Origin of the sequence: Streptomyces sp. Ru62, from assembly GCF_002920615.1 — a bacterium.
GTDB lineage: Bacteria > Actinomycetota > Actinomycetes > Streptomycetales > Streptomycetaceae > Streptomyces.
Genome location: NZ_PQSU01000025.1, coordinates 67,144 through 80,032 on the forward strand (window position 1 = coordinate 67,144; position 12,889 = coordinate 80,032).

General features: G+C 68.5%; 14 protein-coding genes. 12 read left to right on the forward strand and 2 right to left on the reverse strand.

What is annotated here, in order from left to right:
- Positions 1-14: 14 nt before the first annotated feature.
- A complete protein-coding gene (locus C3492_RS30275) occupies positions 15-851 on the reverse strand; it encodes a hypothetical protein (protein WP_181140638.1) in 837 nt (278 codons plus the stop codon).
- Between the two features lie 324 nt (positions 852-1,175).
- Here C3492_RS30275 and C3492_RS30285 point away from each other — a divergent pair, with 324 nt between their 5' ends.
- The 10 genes from C3492_RS30285 (at position 1,176) to C3492_RS47005 (ending at position 11,076) form a co-directional block, all read left to right on the forward strand.
- Positions 1,176-2,894 (forward strand): chitinase, encoded by a 1,719-nt coding sequence (locus C3492_RS30285; RefSeq protein ID WP_103815828.1) that lies wholly within the window; start codon positions 1,176-1,178, stop codon positions 2,892-2,894.
- Between the two features lie 134 nt (positions 2,895-3,028).
- Entirely contained in the window at positions 3,029-3,505 is a 477-nt protein-coding gene (locus C3492_RS30290; protein ID WP_258055969.1) for a hypothetical protein, read from the forward strand.
- Positions 3,502-4,158, forward strand: coding sequence for a hypothetical protein (locus tag C3492_RS30295; RefSeq protein WP_103815830.1), 657 nt, complete (start codon positions 3,502-3,504; stop codon positions 4,156-4,158). Before C3492_RS30290 ends, C3492_RS30295 begins: the two co-directional genes overlap by 4 nt.
- Positions 4,158-8,822 carry a putative T7SS-secreted protein gene (locus tag C3492_RS30300; RefSeq protein WP_258055971.1) on the forward strand — a complete coding sequence of 1,555 codons (4,665 nt, stop codon included), beginning with the start codon at positions 4,158-4,160 and terminating at the stop codon, positions 8,820-8,822. The genes C3492_RS30295 and C3492_RS30300 overlap by 1 nt, the downstream gene beginning before the upstream one ends.
- Complete coding sequence (locus C3492_RS30305; RefSeq protein ID WP_103815831.1) at positions 8,822-9,241, forward strand: hypothetical protein; 420 nt, start codon at positions 8,822-8,824, stop codon at positions 9,239-9,241. Before C3492_RS30300 ends, C3492_RS30305 begins: the two co-directional genes overlap by 1 nt.
- 181 nt (positions 9,242-9,422) lie before the next feature.
- On the forward strand, positions 9,423-9,554 hold the full coding sequence (locus tag C3492_RS46990; RefSeq protein WP_374938395.1) for a hypothetical protein: 132 nt from the start codon (positions 9,423-9,425) through the stop codon (positions 9,552-9,554).
- A gap of 34 nt (positions 9,555-9,588) precedes the next feature.
- Positions 9,589-9,756: a hypothetical protein gene (locus C3492_RS46995; protein WP_374938396.1), complete on the forward strand. Its 168-nt coding sequence runs from the start codon at positions 9,589-9,591 to the stop codon at positions 9,754-9,756.
- 143 nt (positions 9,757-9,899) lie between these two features.
- The gene (locus C3492_RS46145; protein ID WP_258055973.1) at positions 9,900-10,499 is read left to right on the forward strand and encodes a hypothetical protein; all 600 of its coding nucleotides are present in this window, start codon (positions 9,900-9,902) and stop codon (positions 10,497-10,499) included.
- 10 nt (positions 10,500-10,509) lie between these two features.
- A complete protein-coding gene (locus C3492_RS47000; protein ID WP_374938390.1) occupies positions 10,510-10,806 on the forward strand; it encodes a hypothetical protein in 297 nt (98 codons plus the stop codon).
- A gap of 21 nt (positions 10,807-10,827) precedes the next feature.
- Positions 10,828-11,076 carry a DUF1266 domain-containing protein gene (locus C3492_RS47005; RefSeq protein WP_374938391.1) on the forward strand — a complete coding sequence of 83 codons (249 nt, stop codon included), beginning with the start codon at positions 10,828-10,830 and terminating at the stop codon, positions 11,074-11,076.
- A gap of 40 nt (positions 11,077-11,116) precedes the next feature.
- Here C3492_RS47005 and C3492_RS30315 read toward each other — a convergent pair whose 3' ends face one another.
- Positions 11,117-11,527 carry an ATP-binding protein gene (locus tag C3492_RS30315; protein WP_103815832.1) on the reverse strand — a complete coding sequence of 137 codons (411 nt, stop codon included), beginning with the start codon at positions 11,525-11,527 and terminating at the stop codon, positions 11,117-11,119.
- Between the two features lie 205 nt (positions 11,528-11,732).
- Between C3492_RS30315 and C3492_RS30320 the strand changes: the two genes are divergently transcribed.
- Both C3492_RS30320 and C3492_RS30325 read left to right on the forward strand, forming a co-directional pair.
- Complete coding sequence (locus C3492_RS30320) at positions 11,733-12,584, forward strand: helix-turn-helix transcriptional regulator (protein ID WP_103815833.1); 852 nt, start codon at positions 11,733-11,735, stop codon at positions 12,582-12,584.
- A gap of 6 nt (positions 12,585-12,590) precedes the next feature.
- The gene (locus C3492_RS30325; protein ID WP_103815834.1) at positions 12,591-12,788 is read left to right on the forward strand and encodes a DUF397 domain-containing protein; all 198 of its coding nucleotides are present in this window, start codon (positions 12,591-12,593) and stop codon (positions 12,786-12,788) included.
- The last annotated feature ends 101 nt before the right edge of the window (positions 12,789-12,889 follow it).

Below are 12,889 nucleotides of genomic sequence, written 5' to 3' on the forward strand. Positions count from 1 at the left end.
CAGGTTGGCGCAGGTCAGGCGGGCGTTCGCTGTTCCAGGGCGCGGGGTGGCTCGTGGCCGGGCGGGGTGGCGGAGCAGAAGACGCAGCGGTCGCCGATGACGTCCAGGCCGCACCAGTGACAGCCGGTCTGCCGTACGGAGGTGACCAGCTGGTACAGGACGGACAGGTCGGCGAGGTAGCCGCAGAACTCGACCATGCGGCCGGTCCCCCACCACACCGGTGACTCGGCGGGCAGCGGGGTCTCGCGCAGTCCGTGCACACCCCACCGGGTGCCGAGCCCGGCGGCCCACTCGCTCTGCAGCTGCCCCTTCGCGACCAGCATCCAGGTGCTGAACTCGGGCCCCTTGAGCGTGGCGTCGGGGGCCACCTTGACGAGCTGGGGCTCGGGGTGGGCGAGGACGGCGAACTGGCTGCCCGGCATCCAGCTCCTGGCGTGCGCCTTGAGGCCGACCGGGACCCGGTCCAGTTTGGCGACGGAGCCGAGGACGGCGCCGGCGTGGATGTAGTGGGTGAGCAGCCGGCCGGCGGAGGCCAGCACGCCCGGGCTCAGGTCGCAGGAGGCGAGCTGGCGCAGCTGCCGGGCCAGGACGGCGATGCCGAGCGGCGGTAACTCCGGCCGGAACAGGGCGATGCGGTCGCTCTCCAGCAGTGAGCGCAGGGTGTACAGCCGCCGTACGACGGGCTCCGGGGTGGCCTGTGAGCAGACGACGACCACGTAGCCGTACTGCTCGGTGAGGGTGTGGAGTTCGGTGAGGGCCTGGTCCAGCGGCTTGCGGTCGAGGGCGGCCAGGACGACGGCGGGCATGGTCCGCTCGTCCTGCGCCGGCAGCGCCATGTCGGCACTGGTCACGGCAATGGCAGTTGGCACGCGCAGCTCCCCGCTCTTCACACCCGCCGGCCCACCGGTGTAACTCCAGTGCGCCAGGACGACTTCATTGCGTGACTACCTGAGCACTGTATCCACGGGCGTATGACCGGAGAACAGCGTTTGTGAAGCCGGTGTGGAACTCTCCCGGAGCAAGTCCCGCCAAACCCGGACAGGTTGAGCCACTGGCCGGAAACGGTTTTGGTCTGGACCTCTTGACACCCGGATTGGTCTGGACCAACTTAAGGGCGCAAGCGGTGGCCACCGCCCCTCTCCTCCTCTCCCCGTCCACTCCCCACGGAGGCTCCAGTGGACCGCGCACCAGGCATACCCAGACCCCGCGCACGGCGGCTCGCGGCATGGTCCGCCGCCACCGCCCTGGCCCTCTCGGTCGCGGGCCTCGCCACGGCCGGACCCGCGTCCGCCGCGGACGTCAACAACGTGAAGAACGCGGGCTTCGAGTCGGGCCTGGCCAACTGGACGTGCACGGCCGGCAGCGGCACGACGGTCACGTCCCCGGTGCACGGGGGCACCGGGGCCCTGAAGGCGACCCCGGCCGGCCAGGACAACGCCCAGTGCACCCAGGCGGTCGCGGTCAAGCCCAACTCGACCTACACGCTGAGCGCGTGGGTCCAGGGCGGCTACTCCTACCTGGGCGTGACGGGCACCGGCACGACGGACGTCTCGACGTGGACCCCCGACTCGACGTCCTGGAAGCAGCTGTCGACGACCTTCACCACCGGCGCCTCGACGACCTCGGTCACCGTCTACACCCACGGCTGGTACGGCCAGGCGGCCTACTACGCCGACGACATCTCGGTCTACGGCCCCGACGGCGGCGGAGGCGGCGACCCGGCCCCGACGGTCCCCGCGGCCCCGTCCGGCCTCTCCGTGACCGGTACGACGTCCTCCTCGGTCTCCCTGTCCTGGTCGGCGGTGTCGGGCGCGACGGGCTACAACGTCTACCGGAACGGCACGAAGGTCACGGCCGTGACCGGCATGTCGGCTACGGTGACCGGCCTCGCGGCGTCCACGTCGTACTCCTTCCAGGTCACGGCGACCAACGCGGCCGGTGAGTCGGCCAAGTCGGCGACGGTGACGGGCACGACGGCCTCCGGCACGGGCGGCGGGGGCGGCGGCTCGCTGCCCAAGCACGCGGTGACCGGCTACTGGCAGAACTTCAACAACGGCGCCACCGTCCAGAAGCTCTCGGACGTCCCGTCGTCCTACGACATCATCGCGGTGGCCTTCGCCGACGCGACGTCGACCCCGGGAGCCGTCTCCTTCACCCTGGACTCCGCCGGCCTGAACGGCTACACCGTCGACCAGTTCAAGGCGGACATCAAGGCCAAGCAGGCGGCCGGCAAGAAGGTCATCATCTCGGTCGGCGGCGAGAAGGGCTCGGTGTCGGTCAGCGACGCGTCCTCGGCCACGAACTTCGCCAACTCGGTCTACTCCCTGATGCAGACGTACGGTTTCGACGGCGTCGACATCGACCTGGAGAACGGCCTGAACGCGACCTACATGACGCAGGCGCTGCGCGCCCTGTCGTCGAAGGCGGGCTCCTCGCTGATCATCACGATGGCCCCCCAGACGATCGACATGCAGTCCACGTCGAACGCGTACTTCCAGACGGCCCTGAACGTCAAGGACATCCTGACGGTCGTCAACACCCAGTACTACAACAGCGGTTCCATGCTGGGCTGCGACGGCAAGGTCTACAGCCAGGGCACGGTCGACTTCCTGACGGCCCTCGCCTGCATCCAGCTGGAGGGCGGCCTCTCCCCGTCCCAGGTCGGCCTCGGCGTCCCCGCCTCCACCCGCGCGGCGGGCAGCGGCTACGTCTCCCCGAGCGTGGTCGACAATGCCCTGGACTGCCTGACGGCGGCGACGAACTGCGGCACCTTCAAGCCGTCCAAGACCTACCCCGCCCTGCGGGGCGCGATGACCTGGTCCACGAACTGGGACGCGACGGCGGGCAACGCGTGGTCGAACACGGTCGGGCCGCACGTGCACGCGCTGCCGTGACGTGACCCACTGAACGCACGGCGCCCGGGCCTTCTGGTCCGGGCGCCCTCGTGTGCGGCAAGAACGGCCTGACTTGTTCGATCGGCCGGCTGTCACGTTGCCACTGGTCACAGGCCGATGTGATGATCCCGGCCATGGCTGAACACGGGGGGCCTGTACGCAGGTCGCGGTTGTACGACTACGCGCATACGGCGGCACCCGACGCATCGGAGACCGCGGACGACCCCGAGCGCGGGCGGCAGGAGTTCGCGGTTGTGCTCGGCGCGTTCCGGCGTACGGCCGTGCTCGTCCCCCTCGACCCGGACACCGGCAGCCCGTTGGCCGCCGATTTCGGTGGTGTCCGCTGGTTCTACGCCTTCTCGAACGAGGGGGCGTTGGCGCGTTTCGCGCTGGCGCGGGGTGAGGGTGGCCGGGAGTGGCCGTATCAGCGGTGGCTGGGGGCGCGTCTGCTGGACGCTGCGGTCTCGGCGGTCGGGGTGCCGTGCGGGGTGGCGCTGGACTGCGCGGACGGGGAGGACGGGATGGTCTTTCCTCCGGTGCGCGGGATCGTGCCGGACGCGGTGGCGGTGGACGTCGGTGCGGCGGGTGAGGACGAGGGGGACGGGCGGTGACCGGGGGCGGCGGCAAGGATCTCGCGACGGACGGGCTCGGCCTGATCGCCAAGGGGCTGACCGAGGCGCTGGGCGAGCTGAAAGAACTGGGCATGGTCGGCGAGGCCGGAGCGGGGCGTGGCTTCGGTGACATCGCGCTGTCCGGGCTGGAGCTGGGCCACGAAGGTCTCACGGGCGAGTTCACGTCGTTCTGCGAGCGCTGGGAGTGGGGCGTGCGGTCGCTGATCAACGAGGGCAACGGGTTCGCCGCGAAGACGGGCCTGGCGGCGGGCACGTACTACGAGACCGACCAGTACGTGGACGGCACCTTCAAGATCGTCACCAACGCGGCCATCGGCAATCCGTACGCCTCCGAGGAGGGCGTGCAGAAGATGGGTTATGGTGACATCGCCAAGTCCGGTGCGAGCGTGGACTACAGCGAGGAGTCGTTCGAGCAGGCCTGGGACACCAGCAAGCAGGGCTGGAAGGACGCCACACGCGATGTGATGACCTCCCGCACCCTGGGACCGGTGCCCGGGATGAACCCCGAGAACCTGCACAGCGCGTTGGGTATGTCCGACGAACAGTACGACCGGCTGGTGGACGACGTCTCCGGCCCCTCGCCCGAAGCCCGCGCCCAGGCCGCTCAGGAGCAGCAGGGTGGTGAGGGCTGATGGGGGTCTTCGGTGACATCGGCGACGGCCTGAACAGTGCCCTGGGCTACGGCGAACACCTCTACGACGAGGGCAAGAAAAAGCTCGGCGAGGCGGTCGACTACGGCACCGACAAACTGGGCGGCGCACTGGACTACGTCGGCGCGCACGACTGGGCCGACAGCGTGGAGGACTGGGGCGACGACGTCGCCTCCGACCTCGGGGCGACCCCGGGCGAACAGCAGCTCGGCCAGACCGAGGAAGCGAACGAACTCGTCCACGGCAACCCGGACAAAATCCGCGAGAGCGCCAAGCACCTGCGGGACTTCCGCGGCGCGTTCGACAAGGTCAGCCAGGGGCTGAAGAAGGTCGACTCCTCCGGCTGGAAGGGCGAGGGCGGCGACGCCTTCCGGGAGAAGTTCGGCGTGCACCCCGCCAAGTGGGCGCAGGCCGCCGAGGCGTGCAGCACGGCGGCCGGGGCACTGGAGGCGTACGCCGACACCGTCAAGTGGGCACAAGGACAGGCCAAGGAAGCCGTCGAGCTCTACAAGAAGGGCGTGAAGGCCTCCAAGGACGCGGTGGACGCGTACAACAAGAAGGTCGACGCCTACAACGCCAAGATCAAGGCCGGTGAGGACCCGGGCCCCAAGCCCGAGCCGTTCCACGACCCGGGCAAGGCCGACATCCAGGCCGCGCGGGAGAAGCTCGCCGAAGCCCGCAAGCAGCGCAACACCGCCGCCGCCGAAGCCCAGGGAAAGGTGAAATCGGCACTGGCCCACGCCCCCGCCGAGCCGCCGCCCCTGAGCCGTCTCAAGGACGACTTCACCGACGGAGCGCTGTCCACCAGCATCGAGCTGACCCACTTCGCCGGCGGTGTGGCCAAGGGCACCGCCGGCCTGGTCAACTTCGTCCGCGGCCTGAACCCCGCCGACCCCTACAACCTCACCCACCCCGCTGCCTACCTGCAGAACGTCAGCATGACGCTCTCCGGCCTGACCTCCACCGCCGCGCACCCCGAGCGGACCGCGAAGGCCATGTGGGACGAGGCCCGCAAGGACCCCTCCGAGTTCGGCGGACGCATGCTGCCCGAACTCGTCGGCACCAAGGGCCTCGGCACGGAAGCGGGCCTTGTACGGAAGGCCGCCGAGACCGGGCTCACCCGCCGGGCCGCGGAAGCCGCGGCCACACGAGAAGCCCGCGCCGGGGCCGAGGGCGCGGCCGGGAAGACAGCCCGGGACCGGGTCAACGAGGACCCGCACGGGCCCTCACGAGAGCCGGACTCCGTGCACAGCGGCGGCACCGACCCGATCGACCTCGCCACCGGCAAGATGTACCTGCCGCAGACGGACGTCACCCTCCCCGGCACACTCCCCCTGCTCCTGACCCGGCGGGTGGAGTCGGGTCACCACCTGGGCCGCTGGTTCGGCCCGTCCTGGTCCTCCACCCTGGACCAGCGCCTGGAGATCGACGCGGAGGGAGTCGTCTACGTCACGGAGGACGGCCTCCTGCTGTCCTACCCCCACCCCGCACCCGGCCTGCCCACCCTGCCCAGCCACGGCCCCCGCCTCCCTCTGGACCGGGTGGACGGCGGCTACACCATCACCGACCCCCGGACACACCACACCCGGCACTTCGCCGACCAAGGCCAGAACCTCGCCATCCTCGAACAGATCGACGACCGCAACGGCAACTGGATCACCTTCGAGCACGACACCGAGGGCGCCCCCCTGGGCGTCCACACGAGCGCCGGCCAGGGCATCCGCATCACGACGGAATCGGGGCGCATCACGGCGTACCACCTGACCGCGACCGGCGAGGAACTGAGGCGCTTCGGCTACACAGACGGCAACCTCACAGAGGTCGTCAACTCCTCCGGCCTGCCACTCCGCTTCACGTACGACGAGGCCGGCCGCGTCACCTCCTGGACGGACACCAACGACCGCAGCTACACGTACGAGTACGACGACCAGGACCGCTGCGTCGCGGAGGGCGGCTCGGCGGGTCACATGGCGCTGCGCCTGACATACGGTGAACCGGATGCCACAACGGGCCTGAGGACCACTACGGCGACGACGGCCGAGGGTCACGCACGACGCTACTTGGTGAATGACGCCTGGCAGGTGGTGGCGGAGACCGACCCACTCGGCGCAACGACGCAACATGTCCGCGACCGTTACAACCGCCTGCTGTCCACGACGGACCCCCTCGGCCACACGACCACGTTCGAGTACGACGCCGCCGGCAACCTCACCCGGGTGGTCCGCCCGGACGGCCGCGAGGCGCGGGCGGAGTACAACGACCTCGGCCTGCCGGTGAAGGTCGTGAACCCGGACGGCACGGTGATCCGCCAGACGTACGACGACCGGGGCAACCGCACCTCGGTGACCGACCCGGCGGGCCAGACAACCCGGTTCACGCACAATGAGGCCGGCCACCTGATGTCGGTGACGGACCCCCTGGGCCACACGACAAGGGTCGTCTGCGACCGCACGGGCCTCCCGGTGCAGGTGACGGACCCCCTGGGCGCCACCACACGCTACGAACGAAACGCCCTCGGCCTCCCCACCACGATCACGGACCCCACCGGCGCGACGACCCGCCTGGAATGGTCACTCGAAGGCAACCTGACCCGCCGCACGGCCGCCGACGGCACCACAGAGACGTGGACGTACGACGGCGAGGGGAACTGCACGAGCTACACGGACCCGCTCGGCGGGGTCAGCCGCTTCGAGTACACCCACTTCGACCTGCTGACGGCCCGCACGGGCCCCGACGGCGTCCGCTACGCATTCGACCACGACACGGAACTGCGACTGACGAAGGTCACGAATCCGCAGGGGCTGACCTGGACGTACGAGTACGACGCGGCCGGCCGCCTGGTGACGGAGAGGGACTTCGACGACCGGACGCTGAAGTACGTATACGACCCGGCGGGCCGCCTGATCTCACGGCGGAACGCGCTCGGCGAGGAGATCACCTACGAGCGGAACGAACTCGGCCAAGTGCTGCGGAAGGACGCGGCGGGCCAGGTCACGACGTACGCCTACGATCTCACGGACCAGCTCGCCCAGGCCGTGGGCCCGGACGGCACCACACTGACCCTGCTGCGAGACCGCCACGGCCGCCTGCACTCGGAGACCGTCAACGGCCGCACGGTGACGTACACCTACGACACCCTGGGCCGCCGCACGGGCCGCACCACGCCGACAGGTGCCGTATCCACATGGTCGTACGACGCGGCGGGCCGCCGCACGGGCATGGTGGCGTCCGGCAGACCGATCGACTTCACGTACGACGAGGCGGGCCGCGAAGTGACCCGCCATATCGGTGGCACGATCGCCATGGAGCACTCCTTCGACTCCTTGGGCCGCCTGACAAGCCAGTCGGTGACCGGTGCCGGAGGCCGCCGGGTTCAACACCGGACGTACACCTACCGGGCCGACGGGAACTTGATCGGCATAGACGACCACCTGTCCGGCACCCGCCGCTTCGACCTCGACGCGACCGGCCGGGTGACGGCGGTCCACGCGGCCGGCTGGACGGAGCAGTACGCGTACGACGAGGCGGGCAACCAGACCGAGGCGTTCTGGCCGTCGGACCACCCGGGCCAGGAGGCCGTCGGCCCGCGCACCTACACGGGCACCCACATCACGCGAGCAGGCAACGTCCGCTACGAGCATGACGCGCTGGGCCGCATCATCCTCCGCCAGAAGACCCGTCTGTCCCACAAGCCGGACACCTGGCGCTATGAATGGGACGCCGAGGACCGCCTGACCTCGGTGCTCACCCCGGACGGCACGCGCTGGCGCTACACCTACGACCCCCTGGGCCGCCGCACGGCGAAACTCCGTCTGGCCGACGACGGCGAAACGGTCGCGGAGCGGGTGGACTTCACCTGGGACGGCACAACGCTCTGCGAACAGACCACGACATCCCTCGGCCTGCCCAACCCGGTCACCCTCACCTGGGACCACCAGGGCCTGCGTCCGGTCTCCCAGACGGAACGCATCACCGCAGCGGAAGCCCCCCAGCAGGAAATCGACTCTCGCTTCTTCGTCATCGTCACCGACCTGGTCGGCACCCCGAGCGAGCTGGTGAACGAGCAGGGCGAAATCGCCTGGCGCACCCGCAGCACTCTATGGGGAGCAACGGCGTGGTCAGCCCACAGCACGACCTACACACCACTACGTTTCCCAGGCCAGTACTACGACCCGGAAACCGGACTCCACAACAACTACCTTCGCACTTACGAACCGGACACTGCCCGGTATCTCAGCCCCGACCCACTCGGCCTCCACCCAGCGCCAAACCCTGCGACCTACGTCCACAATCCCCACACATGGGTCGACCCGCTCGGGCTCTCCCCCTACCCTCCGCAACAAAAGATCATCCAGACCCCGGAGGTCGTCGCCCCGAAGCCCCTCAAACCGCACCAGGTGATGGACGAGTGGAAGAAGTTCTTGGGAGACGGGCCCTATACGAACATCCATCCGCGTACTGGACTGCCGGACCCGGATCGCCTCGTCTCAGCCGACGGCCGGCGCAGCATTCGACTCGGTCCCCACGAGATGAACAGCAAGCCCACCAAGTTTCACTTCCATATGGAAACCTGGACATTCGAGTCACCCACCAACACATGGATCGTGGATAACACCATGATCCGAGTACCACTAGGACTGAAGTAATGCGCATCGAGATTCTGGACCTATCGCCCGCGATGGAGACCGGAAAAGGTCCCTTGGTCGCCTTCAGGAGCCTATCCGGGCAGGCATGGGCCCGATGGCGCGGATCCGAGCTGCCGCAGGTGGGCGCTCTTGTGGATGTCGAGGTCGACGTCCCCGACGAGATCGCCCGGTGGGCCATCGTGGACGGGCCGGCCACGATGGCATCGGACACACCGAGATCGCCGGTACGCATCAGAGGTGTGGTGGCCACCGTGGATGAAGACGCCGTGGTAGCTATCCGAGTCGGCGCCGACATCATTCTCGTGGAGCTCGCGCGCCCCATCGACTCCGTTCAACCCGGTCAGGTCGACAAGCCCAGGGTCGGCGCCGCCATCGAGTTCACGACCCCTGAGATCGACATCTATCCCTACTCGGTTTGAGCCTCCCCCATGTCACTCCGCGTAGGGCGTCACCTCGAAGTGCGTCGCCCCGACAGGCTCTTCTCCGTCCGTCCGGAAGCTGTCCCTACCGTCCGCATCCGTAGCGGGCGAGGACGCCATCGGGTGCATCACCTTGAGGGACTTCGCAGAGAGCTTCCCCATAGATGTGACCTATTTAGACGTGGGGAAATGCCAGACAAGCTGGGCCAGTCCCCTGAGACTCCTTGAACGCGATGACGATGCCATATCGTGCCTCACTTCATCCATCACGGACCCGACGAACAGCGACTTCGTCTTCTGCTGGCCCCTCTGAGGTCCGTGAGATTGTCTATGTTCAGAACTCGATCATTTTCCTCGAAGGCCTAACACTCAACCCCGCTGAGCCTTGGCACCCCGCGGAACCTCGATCCACAGTCGACGAAGAGGGGCACGGGGCATCTAATGGCAGACACCCCTCGTCAGATTGGAAAATTCGACAAGATGCCGGTCGTGGAGTGATGGTGCCAACGACCTGAAAAGTGGGATTTGTCACCATAGTCGGTAACAGTTCGAAATCAAAGAAAGGGTAAGGAGTCCGTGACCTTCGGTCCGCCGCCCGGCGGGTTTTCCTCCTCCCCCGCCCTCCACCTGGACGCCACCGTCAGAGGTCGAGCAGGCTTTGTTCGAAGCCAAGTCGCGTGAGGGCTGGGCGGCGTACTTCGGAACGCTCGCGCAGGGCAGGCTGTTCTTCGAGATACAGAAGGAGAAGGCGGACGCCACGCCCAGTGCGACGTACGCCGTCTTCGGGTACGACCCGCGCGTTGTCGGCGGGCGGATCTGGGCCGTGTACACCGAGGGTGTGCTGCCCGCACCGGAGCCCCACCGGGTGTTCGACTGGAACTACCTGGAATGGTTCGCCAAAGCGTGGCAGCCGACCGATCCACCGGTGATCGTCGTCAACCCCGGAAGTCCTTGCGAGGCGTTCCTCCCCTCGGCACCCCCGCACTCGGCGGCGTGGGCCCGGTACGGGGAGCAGGCTCCCGCCCAGGAGCAGTCGCCGCGTCTTCGCACTCTTCGTATCGGCAGCCCCCTGCACGGCCCCGCCGCCCACGGCCTCGCCTGCGGGGCCCTCCTGTGCGTGAACAACGATTCCCTTCTGGAACGGCATGGCCTCGCACGGCGAGGGCTATCCCAGGGAACGAAAACAGCTACGGGAGTGGTGGGGCATCACCAGTCGCGAGGAGTGGCCGTCCGCCCTCAACGGCCTGCTCGCCGCTGAATCACACAGCATGGTATGGGACTTCGCCATCGGTCTGCGTCGGACCATCGCCCGGGACTTCGGCGGACATTTCGACGTGGGGTACTGGAAGCAGTCCGTGGCCAACGTCATCCGCGCGAACTCCCAGGGCTCCGCCGTGGTCACCGAGGACGGCGTCACCAAGACCGAACCCCGGCCCGAGTCCGAGGTCGAGGCCCGTATCGAGGGGGTGCAACGACTCATCGGGCGGATCACCCGCTACGAGGCCCGTATGCGCGCCGACGGCGTCCTGGGTGAAAACCAGTACGTCTCGTCCGTCGGCGCCTGAGATCTCGGGCGCGCCTCGAACATGGCCCGGTGGGGCCTCGCGGCCCGTTTCGGGACCCTGAATGAGGCCGAGTCCGCCGTCATCCAGGCCGGGCGGGCCTCCGCCTTGGCGTACAAGTCGTGGCAGGACTTCGCCGCCGGCTTTGTCCTTGGGCGCTCCCTCCACTTCGACGAAGAGGAGTTCGGCAGCTGGTACCAGGACATGGTCAAGGCCCATCACATCCTCGTGTCCGACCCCGGCAGCCCCTGGCTCAACATCCCGTTCCGCTGACGGCCACCTGCTCAATCCCGGTGGCGTGCGGCGCCCGCCCTCACGCCACCCCAAGCTCACACCACACGTACTTCCCCCGGTCGCCGAACCGCGCCGACGGCTGCCACCCCCAGTACTCCGCGCAGGCCATCACCAGCCCCAGCCCCCGCCCCGCCTCCCGCTCCAACGCCCGCTCCAACGGCACCGGCGGCTCGGGCGGCGCCGGGTCCGTGTCCCACGCCCCGATCCACACCAGGCCCTCCGGGGAGCGGCGCACCCTCAGCGCCGCCGGCCCCTTGGTGTGCCGTACCGCGTTCGACACCAGCTCCGTCGCCAGGAGTTCAGCGGTGTCGAGCAGCCCCGCCAGCCCGTGCAACGTCAGGATCACGCGCAGGGTCCGACGGCAGACCGTGACGGCTCTGGGGTCGTTGGGGATGTAGAGCGTGTAGTCCCAGGGTTCGTTCTCGGGCATGACTCATCAGCTCCAGTCGGTGAGTGGGGTTTCCGCTCACGGTGGCATTGCCGCAGCCGTCATGGCAGGACGGCGCGGTGCGCTTCCGCAGCGTGTGCGATGCGTCACCGAAGGTAGGGCATAAATTTCATTCGCAGCAAGCCGGTCACGTAACCTTGCCCTCGAAAGAGTCGCCTCACCAGGGCCGTTGAGGAGAGAGGTCGCCGTGCCGGCACGACGGAACCCCACAGCACGCCAGGTTCGCCTGGGCACCGAACTGCGGAGACTGCGCGAGGCCGCCGGGCTCAAGGCGACGGAGGCGGCCGCCCTGCTCGGGACGAACTCCGTGCAGATGAGTCAGATCGAGTCGGGCGTCGCGGGGGTGAGCGAGCAGCGCGTGCGTCGGCTCGCCGCCAACTACGCCTGCTCGGACGATGCCTTGATCGACGCTCTGGCCGCCATGGCGACGGACCGTACGCGCGGCTGGTGGGAGGAGTACCGGGGCGTGCTCCCCGCCGCCTACCAGGACCTGGCCGAGATGGACCATCACGCGCGGTTCCGCAAGGACGTGGCGGTCATCCACGTGCCGGGGCTCCTTCAGACGGAGGAGTACGCCCGGGCCCTCTTCGCCTACATGAACCCGGAGTTCCCGGCGGGCGAGGTGGCTCTTCGGGTGGAGCACCGGATGAGGCGGAGAGTCGTCATCGACGGACCGGACCCGATCCCGTACCAGACGGTGATCCACGAGGCGGCGCTCCGCATCCGGGTGGCCGGACGCGCCGCTTCACGCGCTCAGCTCGACCGCGTCCTGGAGGCTTCCGAGGCCGATCACGTCACCGTTCAGGTCGTCCCGCTCGCCCTGGACGACTTCGCTGGCGCCGGAAGCGCCATGGTGCACCTGGGTGGAGCGGTTCCCCGGCTGGACACCGTCGTGCGCGATGCTCCGCACGGCACGGCGTTCATCGACTCGGAAGCACAGCTGGAGCACTTTCGAAGGCTGTTCCGTAGGGTGAGGGCGCAGGCGCTGTCCCCCGAGCGGTCGCGTGACCTCATCCACCAGTTGGCGAAGGAGCTGTGAGGACCGGTGATCACCCCCACCTCGTGGAAGAAGTCGTCCTTCTCCGGCGGAGGTGAGGGCAACGACTGCGTCGAAGTCGCCGACATGGACACCCACATATCCATCCGCGACTCCAAATCCCCCACCCGAGCCACCCTCACCTTCCCCGCCCCCGCCTTCACCGCCTTCATCGAAGCCCTGAAGGCGTCCCCCTCCGCGGACTGAGCGGCACCTCGGCATCGCCCCGCCGTTTCCGGTCGTTCCCTCCAAGTGCACTTGACCTGATCATGCCAACACCGCACCATGAGCGCCAACCCGCACAGCGA